This window comes from Candidatus Sphingomonas phytovorans (assembly GCA_029202385.1).
In the GTDB taxonomy this organism is placed as follows: domain Bacteria; phylum Pseudomonadota; class Alphaproteobacteria; order Sphingomonadales; family Sphingomonadaceae; genus Sphingomonas; species Sphingomonas phytovorans.
Genome location: CP119314.1, coordinates 4361403 through 4383748 on the forward strand (window position 1 = coordinate 4361403; position 22346 = coordinate 4383748).

The window sequence follows — 22346 nt, forward strand, 5'->3', positions numbered from 1 at the left end:
ACTAGCGCGGCATGACCTTCTCCCCAAGCCCGATCCCCGGCACCGAGCCGCCGCGCGATTGCCCGCTCTGTCCGCGCCTCGCCACTTTTCGCGAAACCCTGCGGGCGGAGCAGCCCGACTGGTGGAACGCGCCGGTGCCTGCCTGGGGAGATACCGACGCCTGGCTGGTGATCGTCGGGCTGGCGCCGGGCAGACAGGGCGCCAACCGCACCGGCCGGCCCTTCACCGGCGACGGGTCGGGTACGCTGCTGTTCAGGGCGCTCGGCGCGCACGGGCTCGCCAGCGGCGACTATGAAGGGACGCCGGAGGATTCGCTGAAGCTGAACGGCGCGATGATCCTGAACGCGGTCAAATGCCTGCCGCCGCAGAACAAGCCCGTGCCGGAGGAGATCCGCACCTGCCGCGGATTCCTGGAAAGCCAGGTGGCGGCATTGCCCAGGGCACGGGTGTTCGTCGCGCTCGGGCAGATCGCGCACCAGTCGGCGGTGAAGATCCTGGGCGGCAAGCTGCCGAAATGCCGTTTCGCGCATCTTGCCGAGCACCGCGTGCCCGACGGGCGAATCCTGATCGATAGCTATCACTGCTCGCGCTACAACCAGAATACCGGCCGGCTGACCGACGAGATGTTCGACGCGGTATTCGCCCGGGCGCTCGAGCTCAGGCCCGGCTAAAGCGCCAGCACCAGTACCGCGCCGAGCAGGGTGACGATCCCGAGGAGGAAGATACGGTCGGCCCAGTCTTCCCAGCGGTCGATCTCGGGCGTCGCGCGGATCGATAGATAGGACAGGCCGCAGCTTGCGCTGAAGCAGACGGCGCTGAACCAGGCGATCTCGTCGGCGAAGGATTTCTGGGCCTGGTTGGTGATGTGCAGGCCAGCGATGATCAGCACGGTGATACCGAGCAGGTTCGACGCGGCGTTCAGGATATGCGTGGTTTTCGGCATTGCCCGCCAATGGGCGTGCGTGTCTGAACTCAGCCGAAACGCGACATGCCCAATGTAGAGGACACTCCCGTTCGATTTTCGGCGCGGCGCATGCTATGCCCGTTTCGTCGTCGATGGAGTGGATTCATGCTTGTCGTCGCGCTTTTCGCCTTGCCCGTCATGATGGCCACTGTGCCCGATGCGGAGCGCGACGCTGTCGCCCTATGATCTGTCGATGAGGGCGGGGCGGGCCGCGATCGGCGCGAGCTGTTTCGTGGCCTGTTATTACGGGGTACAGGCGCTTGGCCCCGTTGCGACCCGCATCAATCCCGCGCTGCCCATCGACTGGCGCCTTCCCTGCGTCCCCGCCATGGCGTGGGTCTATGCCATCGGAGTGCTGTGGCCGTTCGCGCTGGCGTTTCTCCTGCCGCGATATTTGGTCGACCGCGGGCTTGCCGCCTTCGTGGTGCTAAGCGCCATGGCCGGCATTCTCTTCCTGGCCTTCCCGACCGACGGCAGCGCTCTCCGCGCGCAATGCGCCGCGGCGACCGGCGGGGTCCTTGGCCTTGTCGAGCGGCTCGACCCGCCGGTCAATCTGATGCCCTCGCTGCATGTCGGCTATGCGGTGCTCACCGCTTTGTGGCTCCGTCATGCCGGCTCGCGCTGGCGGTGGCTGGCGGTGGCCATGGCGGCGCTGCAGATGGTGGCGGTCTGCCTCACCAAGCAGCATTTCCTCGCTGACGCCGCTGCCGGCGCCTTGCTGGCGCTGATTGCCTATCGGCTCGCCGCCATCGGTTCCGCCGGGCGGGAGGGGATATCGGACAGCCAGCCCTGTCGTTCGAGAAAACCGACCATGCGGCCGGCGATCACTTCAAGCGACGGATCGGGCAAGGTCCCGGGGATCGTCGCCCGCGCTGAGCGATAGGCGGTGCTGTCGTAGCGCTTGAGGCTCATCGCCGCGATGTGCGGTGCTGAACGGTTGAAGAAATCGAGCAGTGGAAACACCGGTTCGCCCGGCGTCGCCAGCGCGTTCAACCGCGCGACAAAGGGCAGGATCGGCAAATAGCGGAAGCGGAAACCGAAATCCCGCCCGATCTGGCGCACCAGTTCGGTCAGGCTGTAATAGCGGTCCGCCGTCAGGTGAAAGCTCGCGGTCGCATCGATCGGTCGCTGGCTGATCGCCACCAGATTGCGCGCGACCATGTCGACGGGCAGCAGGCTGACCTGATTCGGCGTATCGACCGCCACGCCATGGCGAATCATGAAGGCTAGCAGCCGGGCCGCCACGTCGTGGCTGTCGCCCTGCAACCCGGCGCCGACCGAGATCAGTGACGGTCGGTAGACCGCCACCGGCAGCCCCTGCGCACCGGCCCGGCGGGCCAGCGTTTCAGCGACCCATTTGGTCTGCGAATAGCCGAAGTCGAGCGCTTCCATCGCCTCGTTGCAGTCGGTTTCGCGCAGCACCCCGGCGCGGGTCCAGCCGAAGATGAAGGTCGACGACACAAGGTGAAAACGCTTTGGCGCACCGCGCGCGGCAAGGTCGAGTAATGACCGCGTGCCGCAGACATTCGCCGGGCGGAGCGCGTCATATGTGCGCACATAGTCGACCATCGCGCCGTTATGGACGATATCGTATCGAGTCCCGGCGATGCACTGGAGCTGTACCGGGTCGAGGCCAAGCGCCGGGCGGGACAGGTCGCCCGGCCAGACGGTGAGCCGTTCCGCGACCCCGGCGGCGACTGCCCGGTGCGTCAGGCCGGCGCGGTCGAGCGCGGCGATGACCCGGTGCCGCGCCATGTCGCGATCCTCCGCGCGGACCAGGACAGTGATCGGCAGGGGGCTTTGTTCGAGCAGCTCGGCCAGCAGAAACGGGCCGAGAAAGCCGGTCGCCCCGGTCAGCAACACCGCCTCGCCACGCCCGGCAACGGACGGACGCGGCGTCGCGCGCGCCAGCGGCATCGCGGCATCGCTGCTCATCCGCTCCTGTTCAGCCGCCCTGCCCAGCGCAGCGCCCGACGCTATCCGCGCGGCGGCACTATGGGCGCGAACTGCGTGCCCCCCGGCAAATGCGTCGGCAAGCTCGAGAAGCTCGCCGCAGCAGGCCTGTTGAAGCTGAGGGCCATCGAGGCCATCGCCGGCCCCCCCGGCACCCGGCGCGACCATATCCTGGAACTCGAGCTGAAGCTGGACGAGCCGGAGCGAGTCGATTCCGGCTGCCTCGAGCGACTGTCCGGCTAGCTCCGGCGCGTGCTTCACGCGACGCCTCAGCCAGTCGAGCGCTGATTCCCGTGCCTCGCACGACCTGCCTGCCGTCACACGATGGTCGAAAACCGGTCGAAGCAGCCCGGCCTGCAATTCCTCCAGCATGCGTCGCCGCGCGAGCTTGCCCGAGGTGGTGCGGCGAATGCTGCGCGCCGGCAACTGGATCACCCGGTCGATCAGCAATCCGCTCGATGCCGCGATCCGGTCGGCCAGGGCGGCAGGATCGACCGGCGGCGTGCTGCGTGACGGCTCACACAATAACAGGACGTCTCCGTCGTCGTCCTGCACCGCGATCCCGCGCGGATCATTGCCGAGCAACGCTTCGATGTCATGCGGGTGGAAGTTCCGGCCGGCCTGGATGATCAGCTCGCGCGCGCGCCCCGTGACATAGAGCTCGCCGTCCCACAGGAAACCCAGGTCGCCGGTGGCAAGCCATTCCTCCGCCGTCCGCGCCGGCCGGTTCCAATAGCCCGGGGTAATGCTTGGGCCACGGACATGGATTTCGCCGACTTCTCCCGCGCCGCAGCGATCTCCGGTGGTCCCGATGGCAATATCCAGATCGGGGAGCGGTGGGCCGCAACTGGCCAGTTCGACGCCCGGTCCGTCCGCCGCGGCTGGAGATTCCGCCTTCCCGATAGCGAGCTGTTGTGCGTCGACTGTACGGCTAGCACACCCGCCGCCGGTCACCGCCAGCGTTGCCTCGGCCAGCCCATAGGCAGCGACCAGCGCATCGGGGCGCAGGCCATGCGCGGCGAAGCGAGCCCTGAATCGCCGGCAGGTTTCAGGCCGAACCGGTTCGGCACCGTTGATCATCACCCGCAGCGCCGACAGGTCGATATCAGCCAGCTCTTCGTCGCTGATCGAATCCGGTGCGAGCGCGCGCTCATATGCGAAATTGGGCGCCGCCGCGAAGGTTGCGCGCTGTGTCGAGAGCAGCCGCAGCCACAATGCGGGCCGGCGCAGGAAATCCGCCGGCGCGAAACCGTGCGAGCGGCCGCCCATCACGATGGGAAACAGGCCGAAACCGATCAGGCCCATGTCATGAAACTGCGGCAGCCACGACACGCCGACCGGTGCATGGTCGAGCAGCGCGCGCGCGTTCGCGATGATGTTGTGGTGAGTGACGATCACGCCCTTTGGGGTGCTGGTCGAACCCGATGTATATTGCAGAAGGGCGATCTCGCCCGGTTCGTCGCACCAGGCGGATGCTGGTTCGAGCGGCCCATCGCTGGCGAGCAGCATCAAGGACTGACCCAGGGCAGCGTCATCGGCCAGCTCAGCGATCTGCGATTCAAGCGCCAGGCCGACCGCCGGCGCGCAATCCCCGAGGATCGCGGCGATACGCCCGCGCACCGCCGGACTGCGCCAGCCGCGCGGGGAGGAAACCGGCGCCACCACCGGGATCGCTCCCAGCCGACAGCATGCGAGAAGGGCGACGATCAGTTCGATTCCTGGCGGATGCAGCAATATTGTCCGCTGCAGGCGTTTCAGCCCGTGTCGGCGCAGATGCGCCGCCAGTCGTTTCGAACGTTCGGCGGTGCCGGCATAATCATAACGCGCGGTTTCATGGCCGGCACCGTCATGAAAGGCGAACAGCAGTGCGTCGCCTTGCTGGCGCGCCCGATCATCCAGGCATGATAGAATGCTTTCCATGATCGTTCGCGGTCTCCGGTATTTCGAATCTTTGTATAACGGGGCATTAATCCAATATGGGTATAATTTAAGAATCGAGATATTGATGATCTTCTTCGACAGAAAATTCAAAAATTGTCGAGATTGAGCATTTGAAACACTGCTTCGTCGCATTCTTATCGAAATGTGGATAGACATCTTTTTGATTTTGCTGGCAAATTCAATTTGCAACGAGAATCGGCTCAATATTCAAGCTTGCGAATCAGAAATGCGATTTGTATCTAAGTTTCAGATCGTTTCTGCAATATAGGTTATTGTATAGAAACGACATATTCTCCGGTCGCAAGATAGATAGTATCTCCAGCAGATACTTCATGGTCTGTGCCTGATATTGTTTCAGGTGCGGAAGAATCATGGATATCTTCAGCGCGGGTGGCGAATATGAGTGTATTTGTCGATCAGTCGTCGGGCGCCGATACCGGCAATGTCACGATGGATCTGTTCACGATATCGTGGAACGACGGCAATCTCGGCCAGGGGACAAACACCACCGTTGCCAGCGGCCTCGGCGGCGTGAGCTCAATTCCGGTCGCGCCGGTAACCTATGCCGGCGGGGTGACGACGGGCATGGCCACGGCCAGCCGCCTGTCGCAGATGGTCACCACCGCCACCGGCCTGAACTGGGCCGACCCAATCGTGATCACCGGCCTGTTCGGCGGGATCGATCCCTATTCCGGCGAGGATATCACCGGTAACGGCCTCACTTATGTCGACACCAATGTCACCCCGAACGTCATCCATATCGCCTATGATACCAGCCAGGCGAACGGACAGGGCCTCGCGCTCTATGACGTAGGCGGTCACGCCATTCAGACACCCAATGCCGTGATCCTCTACCACGAAATGTCCCACGCCTTTCACAACGCGCTTAACCAGATTCCTTTTCCGCAGAGTGCCTGTCCGGGCAACACGTCGGACGAACCGGCGGCGGAAATCGATGAGAATGTGCTGCGGACTCAGCTCGGCCTGTGCCAGCGCGACGTGTGCAACCACAATGGCGGGATCGGCTGGGGCAAGGCGTGCGGCGGGCGGGCGACGCCCACCGGCCCGCCGCTGGCTGATGGCGATGCGCCCGACGAGGACACTGGCTGCTTCATCGTCACCGCCGCCGCCGGATCGGGCCAGGCGCCTGAGATCCTGGCGCTCCGCGCGCTTCGCGACGGGCTGGCAGTGCGCTCGGCAATCGCCGGAGCGCTGATCGGCGCGGTCTATGACGAATATTTTCGCTTCAGCATCGGCATCGCCGCGCGGATCGCGACGGCGAACGCGGCGCAGCGCGCGGTGGGGGACCTGGTCGTCAGCCCGCTCTTCGCCTGGTTCAACCTGGCCGACCAGTTGACGCGCGATCCGGCTGACCGCGCCGCCGTGGGAAAATGGCTCACCATGGCGGGCAGGGCCCGCGACACCGACGGCGCGGTGCTGTTCGCACCGCTGCTCGAACGGGCGGCGCGGGGCGAGATCGATCCCGCATTGCTTGCCCTTGCGCCCGAGCTTCGTCACCTCGCGGGACTGCCGTTCGCGCGCTGGGCATTGCTTGAACCGCTGGCGGCGATGTGGCGCATCCCCGCGGATAGCACGGGCGCGGAGGATGGCCTGATCGCGGAAGTCGCCGCCTGGCTCGCCGCTGCTCCGATCGACCGGATCGAGACAGTGCGCGACCCGGCTGACGACGAGATCGGCGCGCTCGCGCATCTGCTCGCCTTTGCGCCGCATGCGCGGCAGCGGCTGGGCATGCGTCTCGCGGCGGCATGGCCCGGAAAACGCGACGCGCTGTGCCGTCACGGTTTCATTTCCTGATCGGCGAAGAAGGCGGACAGTCATCATGGCAAGCAACGATGTGAAGGTGAACCAGATCGCGATAACCGCTCCGGACGTGGCCGCGGGCTCGCGCGCGCCGATCGCCCTGGATGTGGCGGTCGAGAACACCAGCGCCACCCGGCGCTACGCGAACAGCACTCCCCGATATTATGCCTATGATGCGGCGACCCGGGTGTTGACGGTCCATCTCGAAGAAAAGGCTCCGGCGCTGCCGCCCGGCCTCATCATGATTTCGGACCATCCCCGCACGCCAAAGCAGGTCGAGGTCGCGCCGGGCGGCAAGGCGACATTGCAGGCCCTCATCCCTTCGGTGATCCGCAAGCCCGCGGCCAATGGGGTGGGTTGGGTCGAGGATCCCATCGGGCCGGTCGATTCCGTCGACATCCGCGTACAGCACAGCGCCGACCCGCTGCCCGCGGTGAAAGAGCATGAAACCGGCACCGAATATCGCGCCCGCGCCCTGAGCGGCAGCGAAACCTTTTCCGCCCGGGTGAAGGCGGAACCTGCCCGGCCGACAAGCCGCAAATAGGAGAGTTCGACATGGCTTCGATCAACGACGTCTATAATCAGCTGGTCACCGTCAATTCGGCGCTGGCAAGCATCAACACCAACGTCATCGCTGGAACCAGCGCGACCAACGCGGTGAAAGCATCGGTCGACAAGCTCGATACCGACGTGAAATCGGGTTTTGCCGCCACCGTCGCCGCGCTCGATCAGGCAGTCGCCGTCCTCTCGGTGATCGCTGCGATCGAGGTCGAGGAAGTGAAGCTCATGTTCCATCTGACGGAACAGGCGGACACGATGATCTGCGCCCTTGAGCATATCTCGCAGAACACCTGCGGAATCCTTACCCAGGCAACGGTGCAGACTGGGCTCCAGACCGGGATGCGGAACGATCTCGATGCGCTGCTGGCGATCGCCGAGACCACCAACCCGGCGGCGGCGCTCGAAAGCGAGCGGCTTGCCGCGCTGCGTGCCGAGATTCATCGTTGCTGCCCGCCGGAAACCACGCCGCCGGCCTGTTCCTATGCCCCGTGCCCCAGGCCAAAGCCGGTCGGCCAGCCGAGGCTGCCCGATCTGCCCAAGCCCAAGGGCGACACGCGGCCGAAGTGACGCTCTCCGCCGATCGGCGGAGGAACGGGGTCAAGCGGGCGCTGGCGCGCCGAGGCGTCAGATATCCTCGGCCAGCCTTCCATACAGGTCGGGCCGCCGATCCCTGAAGAAGCCGAAGGCCGCGCGGTGGCGCTTGACCCGGTCGAGATCGAGCGTCGCGACCAGCACGCCGGTTTCGTCCGCGCCGAACTCGGCGATCAGGTCGCCGCGCTCGTCGGTGATGAAGCTGTGGCCGTAGAAATGCTGGCCATGCTCGGTGCCGATCCGGTTGGCGGCGACCACCGGCACGACGTTGGACACGGCATGGCCGACCATCGCCCGGCGCCATAGCCGGCTCGTGTCGAGATCGGCGTCGTGCGGCTCGCTGCCGATCGCGGTCGGATAGAACAGGATCTCGGCGCCCATCAGCATCATCGCGCGGGCGGTCTCCGGATACCATTGATCCCAGCACACCCCGACGCCAAGCGTCGCCGACGGACCCGGCCAGACCTTGAAGCCGGTGTTGCCGGGGCGGAAATAGAATTTTTCCTCATAGCCCGGGCCATCCGGGATGTGGCTCTTGCGATAGACGCCCATCAGGCCGCCATCGGGGCCGATCATCGCCAGGCTGTTGTAATGGTGCGGCCCGTCAGCCTCGAAGAAGCTGGTCGGGATGGTGACGCCGAGTTCGGCGGCGAGGGTTTGCATGGCGAGCACCGCCTTGTGCTGCCCGACCGGCTTGGCGTTGGCGAACAGGCCTTCGTCCTCGACCCGGCAGAAATATTCGCCCTCGAACAGCTCGGGCGGCAGGATCACCTGCGCCCCCTTCGACGCCGCCTCGCGGACGAGCTCGGAAACATGGGCGATGTTCGCGTCGATATCGCTCGAAAAGGCGAGCTGGAGCGCGGCGACGGTGATTTCGGTCATGCGCTGCCCCTTAGCGGCTTTCGCGGGGAAACGGCACCCCGTTCAGGCCGGAATCTGCTGGCTGATGCAGTGGAAGCTGCCGCCGCCGGTCAGGATCGCGTCGGCATGGAGGCCGACGACGTGCCGGTCGGGGAACAGGGCCTGGATCGCCGCGACCGCCGCCGAATCATTGGCGGCGCCATATTGCGGCACGACCACCGTGGCATTGCCGATATAGAAGTTCATGTAGCTTGCGGGGATGATCTCCTCGTCGCGCAGGACGCGGCCGGGCGAGGGGATGCGCACGATCTCGACATCGTGGCGCGCCGCGTCGCGCGCTGCGTTCTGATAGACCAGCCAGTTGGGGTCATTGTCGTCGGGCTCGGGAATGGCGAGCTTTCCGGGCGCGACGAAGCGCGCGAGATTGTCGACATGGCCGTCGGTATGATCGTGCATCAGCCCGTCGCCGAGCCAGATGACCTCTGAATAGCCGAGATCCTCCGCCAGCCGCGCCTCGATATCGGCACGCGACAGGCCGGGGTTGCGGTTGGGATTGAGCAGGCATTGCTCGGTCGTGACGACCAGGCCGGTGCCGTCGCCGTCGATCGCGCCGCCTTCGAGGATCCAGCCGCACGTCTCGGTCTGGATGTGCCGCCGCGCGGCGAGGCGCAGGCCGATATCGTCGTCGCCGGGCAGGTCGTATTTGCCGCCCCAGCCATTGAACCGGAAATCCCGCGCATGGCCGTCTCCGGTGACGATCGCCGCCGTATCGCGGAGCCAGATATCACCGAACGGCTCGACCACGACCTGCGCCGCGTCGCCCGCCAGCGCCCTGGCGGCCCTGGCCGCTTCCTCGTCGGCGGCGACGAGCAGCACGCGCTCGCCCTTGCCCCCGGCATGGACCGCGCGCGCGAACGCCGCGACTTCAGCCCGAGCGGGGTCGAGATCCTCCTCCCACAGATCGGGATGGCTCGGAAAGCCGATCCAGACCGCCTTGTGCGGGGCCCATTCGGCGGGCGGGGTAATGCGTTTCACTTTGCCTCCGCGCGGCTTTTGTCGCGGACCGCGCGGAATTCGGCGGTCGGATACCAGTTGGGCCATGCAGTGCCGTCCGCAAGGGTACGGCCCATCGTGTAATAGAGCTTCACGTCCTGCAACGCAGCGCCCCAGTTCCAGTTGGGATCATATTCGTCCTGCGGCTTGTGATAGCGATTGGTGTTGTAGTCGTCCGACGCTGCCTTGCCGGCGGCCGGCCCCCCGACGACCAGATCCTCGCCCGCGCTGCCGTCGAGCATCGGCACGCCGAGCTTGGCGAAGCTGAAATGGTCGGAACGATAATAATAGCCGCGCTCCGGCGACGGTTCGGGCGCGATGTGCCGGCCCTGCGCCGCGACCATCGGCTTGACCATGTCCTCGAGCTCTGATTTGCCGGCGCCAGCGATCACGAAGTCCCGCGCCTCGGGATAGATCTTCAGCGCGTCCATGTTGACGCCGCCGACGGTCCTGTTGAGCGGATAGACCGGGTTCTCGGCGTAGAATTTGGAACCGAGCAGCCCCGATTCCTCGGCAGTGACCGCGAGGAACACCTGGGAGCGTTTCGCGGCACCCGCCTTGACGTTGGCTTCGGCCAGGGCGACCAGGGCGGCGACGCCGGACGCGTTGTCGACCGCGCCGTTGCAGATATCGTCGCCATTGACCGCGTCGCAGCGGCCGAGATGATCCCAATGCGCCGAATACAGCACGACCTCGTCTGGCCGTTCGGTGCCTGGCAGCACGCCGACCACGTTCTTCGATGCCTGGCGGCGGATGGTGTTGGTCCAGCTTCCATTGGCCTTCAGCCCCAGCGGCACTGCCTTGAAGCCCTTGACCTTCGCCGCCGCGGCGAGGGTCGCGAAATCCTTGCCCGCGCTCGTGAACAGCGCTTCGGCGGCGGGTTTCTGGATCCAGCCGATCGCCTTCGACTGATCCATATGGTTGCCCGGCGTGTCCTGTTCGAGCTGCGGCCCGGTCCAGCTCGACTGGACGACGCCCCAGCCATAGGCGGCAGGTTCGGTATCGTGGACGATGATCGCCGCGGCTGCGCCCTGTCGCGCGGCTTCCTCGAATTTATAGGTCCAGCGGCCATAATAGGTCATGGCGCGGCCGCCGAAATCGCCGTCCAGCGTCATGGTCTGCCAGTCGGGATCGTTGATCAGGATAACGACCGTCTTCCCCTTCACATCGACCCCGGCATAGTCGTTCCAGCCCCGCTCGGGCGCGTTGACGCCGTATCCGACGAAGACGACTTCACTGTCCTTGAGGACGACCTTTGGCACCACCTGATAAGTCCCGATCACGACGTCGGTGCGATAGGCGAGGCTGACCGGCGCCTTGCCGCCGGTGAAGACGAGCGGGCCGACATTCTGCGCCGTGATCTCGACCAGCGGCACGTCCTGGAACCACTTGCCCTTGTTGCCCGGCTTCAGCCCGGCCGCCTTGAAGCGCTCGACGATATAGGCGGTGGTCTTGTCCTCGGCGGGGGTGGCCGGGGCACGGCCCTCGAACGCGTCGGACGAAAGCGTCTTCGTCACGTCCTTCAGGGTCTGCAGCGGGATCTCGGGTGAATCGGGTGCAGCCGCGGTGAGGATGACGGCAGCGGACAGAAGGAGAAGGGGGCGCATGACGGCTCCTCGGGATTTCGTGATGGGCCGCTTTCTGACAGCGCGCCGGGGCGGGCGCAAGCGATCCGGAAATACAACCGATCCGGATGAATTGCTCGATTGTTCCAGCCATATCCGCCGGTACTATGAAGTATAGCATAGTGAGTTTGGGGGATAAGGCTCGTGACATTCTGGATTTTGGGCGCGCTCGCGGGCGCGCTTGCCGCGCCGCAGGCTGCGCCTGTGGCGAATGAGGCTGCGGCCAGTTTCGGCGTGCGCGAGGGCGTTCAGCAGATCAGCCTGTCGCCCGACGGCAACAGCATCGCCTATATCCAGCCGACTGCCGGGCGAGGCGCTTCGCTCTATATCGTCAATCTGGCGACGGCCCAGCCGGTGGGCATCCTGAATTCGTCGGGCGATCCCGACCGGCTGAGCTATTGCCGCTGGTCGACCAGCAAGCGTCTCGTCTGCGGCATCTACATGATCGTGCCGAGCGGGATCGGCGTGCTTGGCTTCACGCGGATGATCGGCATCGATGCCGACGGCAAGAATCTGAAGGTGCTCAGCGCACGTGATTCATCAAGGGCGCTGGACATCATGCAGAATGGCGGAAACGTCATCGACTGGCTGAGCGACAATGCCGATGGCAGCGTGCTGATGACGCGCAAATATGTCCCGGAGGAAAGCACGGGCACCAGGATTGCCAACTCGCACGACGGGCTCGGTATCGAGCGAGTCGATACCAACAGCCTGAAGCGGGCCATGGTGGAGACTCCGCGGGTGGACGCGGCTGAGTATATTTCCGACGGTCATGGCACAGTGCGGATCATGGGCATGCGCCCCAAGACGGCTGACGGGTACGATCAGACGAAGATCAACTATCTGTATCGCAAACCGGGCGGTCGTGACTGGTCGCCGCTCGGTTCGGTTAAGGATTCGTCCGGTCCCGCGAATGGATTCGATCCCTATGCAGTCGATCGCGACCTCAACATCGTCTATGGTTTCGATGACAATGCGGGGCATATGGCGCTCTATTCGATCGCCCTCGATGGAACGCTGCAGCGCAATCTGGTGCTGGCGCGGCCCGATGTGGATGTCGACGACCTGATCCGCATCGGCCGGCAACAGCGTGTCGTCGGCGCAAGCTATGCGACTGAGCGGCGCCAGGTGGAATTCTTCGATCCGGAACTGAAGAAGCTTTCGGCGTCGCTGTCCAAGGCGCTGCCCGGCCTGCCGCTCGTGTCGGTCGTCGATGCCAGTGCTGACGAGAGCAGGCTGCTCCTGTTCGCCGGCAGCGATGTCGATCCCGGCCGCTATTATCTGTTCGACAAGAAGACGCGCAAACTCGAGGAGCTTCTTCCGAAAAGGCCGCAGCTTGCCAGGACGACCCTGGCCACGGTGAAGCCGATCAGCTTCCCCGCCGCCGACGGGACTCAGATTCCCGGTTATCTGACCTTGCCGCCGGGCAGCGACGGCAAGAACCTGCCAGCGATCGTGATGCCGCATGGCGGGCCGGGCGACCGGGATGAATGGGGTTTCGACTGGCTGTCGCAATATTTCGCCAATCGCGGCTATGCTGTGCTTCAGCCGAATTTCCGTGGATCGGCCGGCTATGGTTCAGCCTGGTTCAAGCAGAACGGCTTCAAATCGTGGAAGATCGCCGTCGGCGACGTCAACGATGGCGGGCGCTGGCTGATCAAGCAGGGCATCGCGGATCCGGCGAAACTGGGGATCGTCGGCTGGTCCTATGGCGGCTATGCCGCTCTGCAATCCCCGGTGCTCGATCCGAGGCTGTTCAAGGCGATCGTGGCGGTGGCGCCGGTCACCGATCTGGAGACTCTCCGGTCCGAATCGCAGAGTTTCTCGGACTATTACCGGGTCGACGCCTTTATCGGCCACGGCCCCCATGTGCGGGAAGGGTCGCCAGCGCAGAATGTCGAACGAATCGCCGCGCCGGTGCTGATGTTCCACGGCGACCGCGACCGGAATGTCGGCATCCGCGAATCGCGGATGATGGCATCGCGCCTGAAGGAAGCGGGGAAGCCGGTCGAACTGGTCGAGTTCCACAATCTCGACCATTATCTCGACGACAGCAATGTCCGCACCGGGATGCTCGACAAGATGGACAAGTTCCTTCGGGCATCGATGAAGTTCTGACCAACAGAAAAAGGGCGGCCCCTCGCGGGACCGCCCTTTGTTTCTTGCCGGAAGACCGGTGGATCAGCGCGAGTAGAACTCGACGACCAGATTCGGTTCCATCTTCACCGGATAGGGCACTTCGTCCAGGGTCGGCACGCGGGTGAAGGTCACCTTCGCGCTGCCGTCCGGCGCGACGTAATCGGGAATGTCGCGCTCGGCGAGGCTCTGCGCCTCCATCACCAGCGCCATTTCCTGCGCTTTGGAGCCGAGCGTGATCTCCATGCCCGGGAAGACGCGGCGCGACGCGATGTTGCACTTCACGCCGTTGACCTTGATGTGGCCATGGCTGACGAGCTGGCGCGCGGCGAACACGGTCGGCGCGAACTTGGCGCGATAGACGATCATGTCCAGGCGCTGCTCGAGCAGGCCGATCAGGTTCTGGCCGGTGTCGCCCTTCATGCGGGCGGCTTCATGATAGCATGCCCGGAACTGCTTCTCGGTCACGTCGCCATAATAGCCCTTGAGCTTCTGCTTGGCGCGGAGCTGGATGCCGAAATCGGAAACCTTGCCCTTGCGGCGCTGGCCGTGCTGGCCGGGACCGTATTCGCGCTTGTTCACCGGGGACTTCGGACGACCCCAGATGTTCTCGCCCATGCGGCGATCGAGCTTGTACTTGGCGCTGGAGCGCTTCGACATGTGTATTCCTTTGCAAGTGCCAACAATAGGACCTGCACCTGGCGGTGCCGATCGATATCCGGTCATCGCTCTGCCCGGTTGATTCGGAAATCAGGCAGGGCCGCCGCTTCACCGGAGTGCGGGGCCTTTTGCGAAGGGGCGGCCTCTTGCAGAAAGCGCCGCCGCGGTCAACCTTCTATTGGCGGTCGCTTGACGCGCTGCCCCCGCGCCGGTCGGCATACCAGCGCGACGAATCGCGGTTCGCGTCGTCGATTGCCTTCCACTCCGCCGCGGTGTGGCATTGCGGCTTGCTGCGCACCCTCGATCCGGTCGCCTGGTCCCGGCGGCAGATCTTCTTGTCGGGATTGGCCGGTTCTTCGCCCTTGGCAAGCGCCGGAACCGACGAGAGCATGACGCAGGTGAGGGCCAGGGTGGCAAAGGTCCGCATGATTATCCCCAGTTTCAAGAAAGAGTCGACAGTCGCCGTCAGCCAGCATGGCGACAGGACGTATCGTCGCGCATTGATGGCCGCAAGAGTTGAAAAAACGGCGTTTAAATAACGGTTCCGCTGTTTTCGGCGCGACGGTTCCAATCGCCGGGCGTGCCGGTGCTGGACACGCGTTTCGACGGCGCTATCAGGCGGCATGACTGAAACGATCCTGTCCGGCATCGACTGTACGACGATGATCGAGGTGCGCGCGGGGGTCGATCAGGTCGATCGCGACCTGGTCGATCTGCTCGCCCGCCGCTTCGCCTATATGGATGCCGCCGCGCGCATCAAGACCGAGCGTGGCGCCGTGCGCGATGAGGCGCGAAAGGCAAGGGTGATCGCCAATGCCCGTGCGGCGGCCGAGGCGGCCGGCCTGCCCGGCGCGGAGATCGCGGATTTGTGGGACCGGCTCGTGGAGGTCTCGATCGCCTATGAGATGAAGGCGTTCGATCAGCGGGACGACCAGGCGTAAGGGGGCCGTCGGCGCCGGCGCCTCAGGGCTGGCGCGGGGTCTTGGGCCGTTTCGCGCCCGCCAGCGCCGACAGCACGCCACGCAGGGTCCGTACCTCCTGGCTCGACCAGCCTGGCTTGGTCAGGAGCGTGCGCAATGTCCGCCGCGTGACCGGTGTCCGGTCGGGCGGGAAGAAGAAATTGGCATCCTCAAGCATCGCGTCCAGCTGAAGGATCATTCCCTCGAGCTCCTCCTGCGGTGCCGGCTCGGGCAGGTCGGTCTCCGGCGGGGAGGCGAGCGCGATTCGCTTCGACCATTCGTAAGCGACGAGGATCACTGCCTGGGCGAGGTTCAGCGAACCGAACTCGGCATTGATCGGCACGGTGATGATGGTGCGCGCCAGCGCGACATCGTCGGTTTCGAGCCCCGAACGCTCGGGACCGAACAGGATCGCGGTTCGGCCCGCGCTCGCGTGGATCGCGGTCGCCGCCTCGTCGGGGGTGATGACCGGCTTGGTCACGCCGCGCTTGCGCACGGTGGTCGCATAGACCTGGGTGCAATCGGCCACGGCCTCGGCAACGCTGTCGAACACCTGCGCCCGTTCGAGCACGATATCGGCGCCTGACGCGGCCGGGCCGGCGGAAGGATTGGGCCAGCCGTCGCGCGGGGTGACGAGACGCATCTCGGTCAGCCCGAAATTGAGCATGGCGCGCGCCGCCTTGCCGATATTCTCGCCGAGCTGCGGGCGGACGAGGACGATGACCGGGGGCGGGGCGGAGGATTGGGAGTGAGGCTGCGTTTCCTCTTCACCGTTCGTCCTGAGTAGGGGCTGAGCCTGTCGAAGACCCGTATCGAAGGACTTGCGCGCCAGGGAGCGAATGGTGTCCCAGTCTTCAGCGACCAGTGCTTCCTTCTTGGCGCGGGTCCAGCCCTTGATCTGGCGTTCGGCTTCGAGCGCTTCGATCCGCGAGGGGAAATCCTGCGACCATTCGAGAGTCACGGGCCGCCGGTTCTGCGTGTAGCCGGCGACTTCGCCGCGATCATGTTGGCCCATGCGCTGTTCGAGGCCGTCGGTATGGCCAACATAATAACTGCCGTCAGAGCAGCGGAGGATGTAGGCGTAGAAGCTCAAGAACCTGTCCTTCGATACGCGTCTTCGACTTCGCTCAGCCGCTACTCAGGACGAACGGCAACGGGTTGGGCGAATGGCAGTAGCGTAAAGGAAAGGCAACGGCTGGAAGAATGGTGGGGGAGCCTCACCCCTTGGCCACCTCGTTCACATTGCCGGCGAATTCCTCGAAGTCCCTGGCCTCGCGGAAATCCTTGTAGACGCTGGCGAAGCGGATGTACGCGACCGAATCGAGGCCCTTGAGCCCCTCCATCACCATCTCGCCGATCCGTTTCGAGGGGATTTCGTTCTCGCCCTGAGTCTCAAGCTGGCGCTGGATGCCGGAGACGAGCTTCTCGATCCGCACCGCGTCGATCGGGCGCTTGCGCGCTGCGATCGAGACCGAGCGGAGCAGCTTCTCGCGGTCGAACGGCTCGCGCTTGTCCTCGCTCTTGATCACATGGAGCTCGCGGAGCTGGATTCGCTCGAAGGTGGTGAAACGCGCGGCGCAGCCCTCGCACTGGCGGCGCCGGCGGATCGCGGCGCCGTCATCGGTCGGACGGCTGTCCTTTACCTGGCTGTCTTCATGGCCGCAAAAGGGGCAACGCATCGGATCAATATCCCGTTCGTGTCGAGGTGGTGTCTGGCGCGTCGAGGCGTCGTATCGAGGGACATGCCCTCGATACCCGCGCTCGACGTCGCTCGTTCGCTACCCCGCGCGAACGGAAGTTGCTAGATGCCTTCCGGGTAGATCGGGAAGCGTGCGCACAGCGCCAGCACCCGCTCGCGCACGGCCGCCTCGACCTGTCCGTCGCCCGCCTCGCCATTCTTGCGCAGGCCATCGAGCACGTCGGCGACCATGTTGCCGATCTCGCGGAACTCAGCGGGGCCGAAGCCGCGCGTCGTGCCGGCCGGCGACCCGACGCGGATGCCGCTCGTCTTGGTCGGCGGCAGTGGATCGTTGGGGATGCCGTTCTTGTTGCAGGTGATGCCGGCACGCTCCAGCGCCTCGTCGGCGTCCTTGCCGGTCACGCCGAGCGGGGTCAGGTCGATCAGCGCGAGATGCGTGTCGGTGCCGCCCGACACGACTTCGGCGCCGCGCTCCTTGAGCGTCGCGGCCAGCACCTTGGCGTTCTCCACCACTGCGGCGATGTAGCTCTTATACTCGGGCTGGAGCGCCTCGCCGAACGCGACCGCCTTGGCGGCGATGACGTGCATCAGCGGGCCGCCCTGGAGACCCGGGAACACCGCCGAATTGATCTTCTTGGCGATCGCCTCGTCATTGGTCAGCACCATGCCGCCGCGTGGCCCGCGCAGCGTCTTGTGCGTGGTGGTGGTCACGACATGGGCGTGCTCGATCGGCGAGGGGTGCAGGCCGCCCGCGACGATGCCGGCGAAATGCGCCATGTCGACCATGAAGATCGCGCCGACCTCGTCAGCGATGGCGCGGAACTTGGCGAAATCGATCTGGCGGGGATAGGCCGAGCCGCCGGCGATGATCAGCTTCGGCTTGTGCTCGCGCGCAAGGGCGGCGACCTGGTCGAAATCGATCAGGTGGGTGACCGGATCGACGCCATAAGCCACCGCGTTGAACCATTTGCCCGACATCGCCGCCTTGGCGCCGTGAGTCAGATGGCCGCCGGCATCGAGGCTGAGGCCCATGATCGTCTCGCCCGGCTTGACCAGGGCGAGCATCACCGCGCCGTTTGCCTGGGCGCCCGAATGCGGCTGGACGTTGGCGAAGTTGCAGTTGAACAGCTTCTTCGCGCGCTCGATCGCGAGGCTCTCGACTTCGTCCGACGGTTCGCAGCCCTGGTAGTAGCGCTTGCCGGGATAGCCTTCGGCATATTTGTTGGTGAAGACCGAGCCCTGGGCCTGAAGCACCGCCTTGGAGACGATGTTCTCGGACGCGATCAGCTCGATCTGGGTCTGCTCGCGCCGCAGTTCATGGGCGACGCCGCCGAACACGGCCGGGTCGGCCTCGGCGAGGCCGCGGGTGAAGAAACCGTCGGGCTGGACGTCGTTGAGGCTGCGGGGGTTCGTGCTCATGCGGGTTCCTTCGCGAAGCTGGGCGCGCCGAGCATCTCGACGCGCGGGGTGTGGCGGCCACCGGCGAATTCGGTGGTCAGGAAAGCGGTGACGCAGGCCTTTGCCATGTCCTCGCCGGTGAGGCGGGCCCCCATGGCAAGGATGTTGGCGTCGTTGTGCTCGCGGCAGAGCGCCGCCGACAGCGGCTCGCCGACCAGCGCGCAGCGCGCGGCGGGATGACGATTGACCGCGATCGAGATGCCGATGCCCGAACCGCACAGCGCGATGCCGCGATCGGCCTTGCCGGCCGCGACATGCCCGGCAAGCGCATAGCCATAATCGGGATAATCCACCCGCGCGTCCGAATGCGGGCCGAGATCGGCGACCTCATGCCCCTGTTCGCCCAGCCACGCGACCAGCATCTCCTTCAGCGCGAAGGCGGCATGATCGGATGCTATGGCGATGCGCATGAACGACGCGCTCCTTTACTCAGCGAAAGCGGATGCGGGGGCCTTTACGCAAAGCGCGCGGCGAACGCTACAGGCTAGAGTCGGTTGCGGCGCAAAGCTGAGCTATCAGCGCCAGCCGAGAAATAACCGATTGGGAGAGCGTGGGATTGCCGCGCCCTCCCGCGCGGGCTAGCCTCGGGGTGTGACGGATGTGCCCCAAGCAGCCCAGCTACAGTCCGCAGGCGATGCCCGCCTGCGGCTGGTCGAGGCGCTGGTCCGCACCGGGCATGAGGACCGCGGCGCCTTTCGCGATCTTTATTCGCTCACCTCCGCGAAGCTTTTCGGCATCTGCTACCGTATCTGCGGCGAAAGGCAGGCGGCTGAAGATGTGTTGCACGACGTGTATCTGACGATTTGGAAACGGGCGGGCGCCTATGAGCCGCACCGCGCGAGCCCGATCACGTGGCTTGCCACGATCGCGCGCAACCGTGCGATCGACTGGCGACGCGCGCAGGGCATCCGCCGGTCGACGCCGATCGAGGACGCGCCGCCGATTGCGGACGAAGCCCCGCTGGTCAGCGAGACGCTGGCGGCGGACGAGGAGGCGCACCGGCTCCACGGATGCCTCGAAGGGCTTGAGGAGCGCCAGCGCGGCGCGATCCGTACCGCCTTTTTCGACGGCGTGACCTATGCCGAACTCGCCGAACGTGAATCCGTGCCGCTCGGCACGATGAAGAGCTGGGTCAGGCGCGGTCTTGCCAAGCTCAGGGAGTGTCTCGACCGGTGAGCGACGATCGCACCCTGGACGACACGCCCGACATGGCCGCGGCCGAGCTCGCTTTGGGACTGCTCGAGGGCGAGGAGCGTTCGCGCGCGCTGCGCCGCGTGCTCGCCGAGACTGGCTTCGCGCAGGATGTCGAGCGGTGGCGCGGCCATCTGGCACAGCTGTTCGATCTCTGGCCGGCGATCCCCGCGCCCGCTGGCCTGCTTGAGCGGGTCGAATGGTCGATCGACGGGCCGGCCGCCATGGCCGTCCCGACGCCGCCGCGGCGCCACTTCTTCTGGCCGGCGATAGCGGGCGTCTCAAGCGTCGCGGCCGCGGCGCTGCTGCTCTTCGTGGTGCTGCGTCCGATCAGCTATGTGCCGCACCCGGTCCGGCCCGCTGCGACGCCGACCGCGCCGGTCGCCCCGGTGCCGGCGAAGATGCTCGTCGCCTCGATCGATCCGGTCGAGAAGGGAACGCCGGTGACCGCGGTCTATGATCCGGGCTCGGGGGCATTGCGCCTTACCGCGGCAGCGCTCGCCGATGCCAATCGCAGCGCTGAGCTGTGGGTGATCGGCGGCGACGGCGTGCCGCATTCGCTCGGCCTGCTGCGCAGTTCGGGCGGGTCCTCCTTCGCGGTCAATACCGCCAATCGCGCGCGCCTTGCCGCAGGGGCCACGCTGGCGGTGTCGCTTGAGCCGATCGGCGGCTCGCCGACCGGCCTGCCGACCGGTCCGGTCGTCGCCACGGGCGCCCTCTCGCAAGTTTGATACCGGCGCGCCTGCGTCCTTATCCGATTCCGGCCGTATCTGTACCGTGCCCCAGCCGGGCGCCCGTACAGGAGAGCATCCATGCACCGATCCGTCCGAATCGCCATCGTCGCCGCCGCCGTCGCGGTGAGCGGCGCGTCAATGAGCAATGCCCAGACCAATCCGATGGTTGGCGGGGCGGCGATGTATCCAACCAGGAACATCGTCGAGAATGCGGTCAATTCGAAGGATCACACGACGCTGGTCGCCGCGGTGAAAGCGGCCGGGCTGGTCGATACCTTGTCGGGCCCCGGCCCCTTTACCGTCTTCGCGCCGACCAACGCTGCCTTCGCCAAACTGCCGAAGGGTACCGTCGAGACGCTGCTCAAGCCCGAGAACAAGGGCACGCTGACCAGCGTGCTTACCTATCATGTGGTGCCCGGCCGCATCACCGCGGCCGATATCGCGGCCAAGGCGAGGGCGCATATGGGCAAGGCGACCTATGCCACCGTCCAGGGCGGCACGCTGACCTTCATGAAGAGCGGCACGGGCTGGGCGATCGAGGATGCCAAGGGCCATAAGGGCAGGATCACCATCGCGAACGTGATCCAGTCGAACGGCGTGATCCATGTCATCGACACGGTGATGATGCCCTGATCAGAAAAAAATATGCGCGGGTATGCATCCGAGCGGACTCCACGCGCGTATTAGCCTTTGTCTTTCCTTCCCAAGCGAAAGGCGAGTAACCAGGTACCGCCATTCCCCCTCCTATGCGGTGCCGTGCGTACCGGACCTGCCGGCCCCCTTCGCCGGCAGGTCCTTTTCATTTCGACGCAAGCTCGTCATGGAAGCGTCATCGGATTGTCCTAGCGGGGCGTGGGCCCCGCCTGTTTCAGGTCCGCAGGAGAGTATTCCCATGGCCATCGCCGATCGATCGCCCAATGCGTCCAAGAACAATGCGGTGCGCGCCGCCGTGCACCGGCACGATCACCTGTCGAAGCAGGGCCTGCTCGAACGCGCCTTCACCTTCGCGTTCCGCGGCCTCGTCTACGCGCAGATCTGGGAGGACCCGGCGGTCGACATGGAAGCGCTGGCGATCACGCCCGACAGCCATGTCGTCACCATCGCCTCGGGCGGCTGCAACGTCCTGTCGTATCTGACGGCCAATCCGCGCGCGATCACCGCGGTCGATCTGAACACGGCGCATATCGCGCTCAACAAGCTCAAGCTGGTCGCGGCGCGGCGCCTGCCCGGATATGACGCCTTCCACCGCTTCTTCGGCAACGCCAACAGCCGCGCCAACATCCTCGCCTATCGCACCCATGTGCGACCGCATCTCGACGAGACGACGCGGCGCTATTGGGAAGGCCGCGACATGATCGGGCGCCGCCGCATCGGCGGCTTCGCGCACGGCGTGTACAAGCGCGGGCTGCTCGGCAATTTCATCAGCGTCGCCCATATCCTGGCGCGGCTGAACGGATTGAACCCCAAGGTGCTGCTCAAGGCCAATTCGATCGAGGAACAGCGCGAGATCTTCGATCGCCACTTTGCGCCGATGTTCGACAAGGGCTTCATCCGCTGGCTCACCGACCAGCCGGCGTCGCTGTTCGGCCTTGGCATCCCGCCGGCACAGTATGAGGCGCTGGCCGGCGACGAGAAGATGGCGACGGTGCTGCGCGAGCGACTTGAGAAGCTCGCCTGCGATTTCGACCTGAAGGACAATTATTTCGCCTGGCAGGCGTTCAACCGCGGTTATGGCGATGGCCCTTCGGCGCCGCTGCCGCCCTATCTCCAGCGCGAGCATTACGAAGAGATCGTCGAGCGCGTCGACCGGATCGAGGTGCGCCACATCAACTTCACCGATTATCTGCGCAGCCGGGAGAACGCCTCGCTCGACCGCTATATCCTGCTCGACGCGCAGGACTGGATGACCGACGAGCAGCTGACCGACCTTTGGACCGAGATCACGCGGACGGCGAAGCCCGGCGCGCGCGTGCTGTTCCGCACGGCGGGCACCGCGACGATCCTGCCCGGCCGGGTGCCGGACGCGGTGCTGGGCCGCTGGGACTACCGCGCCGAGGATTCGCTGGATTACACCCGGCGCGATCGTTCCTCGATCTATGGCGGCGTGCATCTCTACGTGCTGGGCGACGCAGCCTGAGC

General features: G+C 65.5%; 21 protein-coding genes and 1 pseudogene. 11 read left to right on the forward strand and 11 right to left on the reverse strand.

The features are described 5' to 3' along the window. Window positions 1-11: 11 nt before the first annotated feature. On the forward strand, window positions 12-671 hold the full coding sequence (locus P0Y59_20120) for a uracil-DNA glycosylase (GenBank protein WEJ99217.1): 660 nt from the start codon (window positions 12-14) through the stop codon (window positions 669-671). Here P0Y59_20120 and P0Y59_20125 read toward each other — a convergent pair. Continuing rightward, entirely contained in the window at window positions 668-943 is a 276-nt protein-coding gene (locus P0Y59_20125; protein ID WEJ99218.1) for a hypothetical protein, read from the reverse strand. The genes P0Y59_20120 and P0Y59_20125 overlap by 4 nt on opposite strands. Before the next feature lie 178 nt (window positions 944-1121). Between P0Y59_20125 and P0Y59_20130 the strand changes: the two genes are divergently transcribed. Beyond that, the gene (locus P0Y59_20130) at window positions 1122-1847 is read left to right on the forward strand and encodes a phosphatase PAP2 family protein (protein WEJ99219.1); all 726 of its coding nucleotides are present in this window, start codon (window positions 1122-1124) and stop codon (window positions 1845-1847) included. A gap of 47 nt (window positions 1848-1894) precedes the next feature. Here P0Y59_20130 and P0Y59_20135 read toward each other — a convergent pair. Beyond that, window positions 1895-4837 (reverse strand): annotated as a pseudogene (locus tag P0Y59_20135) (thioester reductase domain-containing protein). A 420-nt stretch (window positions 4838-5257) separates the two neighbouring features. Between P0Y59_20135 and P0Y59_20140 the strand changes: the two are divergent. Genes P0Y59_20140 through P0Y59_20150 form a run of 3 tightly spaced genes read left to right on the forward strand, consistent with a single transcriptional unit; the run spans window position 5258 to window position 7807 of the window. Then, window positions 5258-6673: a hypothetical protein gene (locus P0Y59_20140; GenBank protein WEJ99220.1), complete on the forward strand. Its 1416-nt coding sequence runs from the start codon at window positions 5258-5260 to the stop codon at window positions 6671-6673. Window positions 6674-6698: 25 nt separating this feature from the next. Continuing rightward, window positions 6699-7223, forward strand: a complete 525-nt coding sequence (locus tag P0Y59_20145) for a hypothetical protein (protein WEJ99221.1) — start codon at window positions 6699-6701, stop codon at window positions 7221-7223. Window positions 7224-7234: 11 nt separating this feature from the next. Next, the gene (locus P0Y59_20150) at window positions 7235-7807 is read left to right on the forward strand and encodes a hypothetical protein (GenBank protein ID WEJ99222.1); all 573 of its coding nucleotides are present in this window, start codon (window positions 7235-7237) and stop codon (window positions 7805-7807) included. Between the two features lie 57 nt (window positions 7808-7864). Here the strand turns inward: P0Y59_20150 and aguB are convergent, their stop codons facing one another. From aguB to P0Y59_20165, 3 genes are read right to left on the reverse strand one after another with little or no spacing between them, the layout of a single operon-like run. After that, entirely contained in the window at window positions 7865-8713 is an 849-nt protein-coding gene (gene aguB, locus P0Y59_20155) for an N-carbamoylputrescine amidase (GenBank protein WEJ99223.1), read from the reverse strand. A 42-nt stretch (window positions 8714-8755) separates the two neighbouring features. Then, a complete protein-coding gene (locus tag P0Y59_20160; GenBank protein WEJ99224.1) occupies window positions 8756-9727 on the reverse strand; it encodes an agmatine deiminase family protein in 972 nt (323 codons plus the stop codon). Beyond that, window positions 9724-11352, reverse strand: a complete 1629-nt coding sequence (locus tag P0Y59_20165; GenBank protein WEJ99225.1) for a M28 family peptidase — start codon at window positions 11350-11352, stop codon at window positions 9724-9726. Before P0Y59_20165 ends, P0Y59_20160 begins: the two co-directional genes overlap by 4 nt. A 162-nt stretch (window positions 11353-11514) precedes the next feature. On the opposite strand from P0Y59_20165, the gene P0Y59_20170 reads away from it, so the two are divergent. Next, window positions 11515-13488, forward strand: coding sequence for a S9 family peptidase (locus P0Y59_20170; protein WEJ99226.1), 1974 nt, complete (start codon window positions 11515-11517; stop codon window positions 13486-13488). A 63-nt stretch (window positions 13489-13551) separates the two neighbouring features. On the opposite strand, the gene rpsD is transcribed toward P0Y59_20170, so the two are convergent. Both rpsD and P0Y59_20180 read right to left on the reverse strand, forming a co-directional pair. Next, entirely contained in the window at window positions 13552-14166 is a 615-nt protein-coding gene (gene rpsD / locus P0Y59_20175) for a 30S ribosomal protein S4 (GenBank protein ID WEJ99227.1), read from the reverse strand. Between the two features lie 175 nt (window positions 14167-14341). Beyond that, on the reverse strand, window positions 14342-14593 hold the full coding sequence (locus tag P0Y59_20180) for a hypothetical protein (GenBank protein ID WEJ99228.1): 252 nt from the start codon (window positions 14591-14593) through the stop codon (window positions 14342-14344). 196 nt (window positions 14594-14789) lie between these two features. Here P0Y59_20180 and P0Y59_20185 point away from each other — a divergent pair, with 196 nt between their 5' ends. Continuing rightward, window positions 14790-15107, forward strand: a complete 318-nt coding sequence (locus tag P0Y59_20185; GenBank protein WEJ99229.1) for a chorismate mutase — start codon at window positions 14790-14792, stop codon at window positions 15105-15107. A 22-nt stretch (window positions 15108-15129) separates the two neighbouring features. On the opposite strand, the gene P0Y59_20190 is transcribed toward P0Y59_20185, so the two are convergent. The 4 genes from P0Y59_20190 to rpiB all read right to left on the reverse strand — a co-directional run bounded on the left by P0Y59_20190 (window position 15130) and on the right by rpiB (window position 18692). Beyond that, window positions 15130-16218: a TrmH family RNA methyltransferase gene (locus P0Y59_20190; GenBank protein WEJ99230.1), complete on the reverse strand. Its 1089-nt coding sequence runs from the start codon at window positions 16216-16218 to the stop codon at window positions 15130-15132. Window positions 16219-16342: 124 nt separating this feature from the next. After that, complete coding sequence (gene nrdR, locus P0Y59_20195; protein WEJ99231.1) at window positions 16343-16804, reverse strand: transcriptional regulator NrdR; 462 nt, start codon at window positions 16802-16804, stop codon at window positions 16343-16345. A 122-nt stretch (window positions 16805-16926) separates the two neighbouring features. After that, a complete protein-coding gene (locus P0Y59_20200) occupies window positions 16927-18243 on the reverse strand; it encodes a serine hydroxymethyltransferase (protein ID WEJ99232.1) in 1317 nt (438 codons plus the stop codon). After that, the gene (rpiB, locus tag P0Y59_20205; GenBank protein ID WEJ99233.1) at window positions 18240-18692 is read right to left on the reverse strand and encodes a ribose 5-phosphate isomerase B; all 453 of its coding nucleotides are present in this window, start codon (window positions 18690-18692) and stop codon (window positions 18240-18242) included. The genes P0Y59_20200 and rpiB overlap by 4 nt, the downstream gene beginning before the upstream one ends. A gap of 181 nt (window positions 18693-18873) precedes the next feature. Between rpiB and P0Y59_20210 the strand changes: the two genes are divergently transcribed. From P0Y59_20210 to P0Y59_20225, 4 genes are all read left to right on the forward strand, one after another. Further along, window positions 18874-19458 carry a sigma-70 family RNA polymerase sigma factor gene (locus P0Y59_20210; GenBank protein ID WEJ99234.1) on the forward strand — a complete coding sequence of 195 codons (585 nt, stop codon included), beginning with the start codon at window positions 18874-18876 and terminating at the stop codon, window positions 19456-19458. Then, window positions 19455-20204 carry an anti-sigma factor gene (locus P0Y59_20215; protein WEJ99235.1) on the forward strand — a complete coding sequence of 250 codons (750 nt, stop codon included), beginning with the start codon at window positions 19455-19457 and terminating at the stop codon, window positions 20202-20204. The genes P0Y59_20210 and P0Y59_20215 overlap by 4 nt, the downstream gene beginning before the upstream one ends. A gap of 81 nt (window positions 20205-20285) precedes the next feature. Then, entirely contained in the window at window positions 20286-20840 is a 555-nt protein-coding gene (locus tag P0Y59_20220; protein ID WEJ99236.1) for a fasciclin domain-containing protein, read from the forward strand. Between the two features lie 259 nt (window positions 20841-21099). After that, window positions 21100-22344 (forward strand): DUF3419 family protein, encoded by a 1245-nt coding sequence (locus P0Y59_20225; protein WEJ99237.1) that lies wholly within the window; start codon window positions 21100-21102, stop codon window positions 22342-22344. The last annotated feature ends 2 nt before the right edge of the window (window positions 22345-22346 follow it).

What these genes read in the sequence shown, in the direction of transcription:
- P0Y59_20120 (WEJ99217.1), top strand. Translation starts at nt 12, where the DNA reads ATGACCTTCTCCCCAAGCCCGATCCCCGGCACCGAGCCGCCGCGCGAT.
- P0Y59_20125 (WEJ99218.1), bottom strand. Translation starts at nt 943, where the DNA reads ATGCCGAAAACCACGCATATCCTGAACGCCGCGTCGAACCTGCTCGGT.
- P0Y59_20130 (WEJ99219.1), top strand. Translation starts at nt 1,122, where the DNA reads ATGCGGAGCGCGACGCTGTCGCCCTATGATCTGTCGATGAGGGCGGGG.
- P0Y59_20140 (WEJ99220.1), top strand. Translation starts at nt 5,258, where the DNA reads ATGAGTGTATTTGTCGATCAGTCGTCGGGCGCCGATACCGGCAATGTC.
- P0Y59_20145 (WEJ99221.1), top strand. Translation starts at nt 6,699, where the DNA reads ATGGCAAGCAACGATGTGAAGGTGAACCAGATCGCGATAACCGCTCCG.
- P0Y59_20150 (WEJ99222.1), top strand. Translation starts at nt 7,235, where the DNA reads ATGGCTTCGATCAACGACGTCTATAATCAGCTGGTCACCGTCAATTCG.
- aguB (WEJ99223.1), bottom strand. Translation starts at nt 8,713, where the DNA reads ATGACCGAAATCACCGTCGCCGCGCTCCAGCTCGCCTTTTCGAGCGAT.
- P0Y59_20165 (WEJ99225.1), bottom strand. Translation starts at nt 11,352, where the DNA reads ATGCGCCCCCTTCTCCTTCTGTCCGCTGCCGTCATCCTCACCGCGGCT.
- rpsD (WEJ99227.1), bottom strand. Translation starts at nt 14,166, where the DNA reads ATGTCGAAGCGCTCCAGCGCCAAGTACAAGCTCGATCGCCGCATGGGC.
- P0Y59_20180 (WEJ99228.1), bottom strand. Translation starts at nt 14,593, where the DNA reads ATGCGGACCTTTGCCACCCTGGCCCTCACCTGCGTCATGCTCTCGTCG.
- P0Y59_20185 (WEJ99229.1), top strand. Translation starts at nt 14,790, where the DNA reads ATGACTGAAACGATCCTGTCCGGCATCGACTGTACGACGATGATCGAG.
- nrdR (WEJ99231.1), bottom strand. Translation starts at nt 16,804, where the DNA reads ATGCGTTGCCCCTTTTGCGGCCATGAAGACAGCCAGGTAAAGGACAGC.
- P0Y59_20200 (WEJ99232.1), bottom strand. Translation starts at nt 18,243, where the DNA reads ATGAGCACGAACCCCCGCAGCCTCAACGACGTCCAGCCCGACGGTTTC.
- rpiB (WEJ99233.1), bottom strand. Translation starts at nt 18,692, where the DNA reads ATGCGCATCGCCATAGCATCCGATCATGCCGCCTTCGCGCTGAAGGAG.
- P0Y59_20220 (WEJ99236.1), top strand. Translation starts at nt 20,286, where the DNA reads ATGCACCGATCCGTCCGAATCGCCATCGTCGCCGCCGCCGTCGCGGTG.
- P0Y59_20225 (WEJ99237.1), top strand. Translation starts at nt 21,100, where the DNA reads ATGGCCATCGCCGATCGATCGCCCAATGCGTCCAAGAACAATGCGGTG.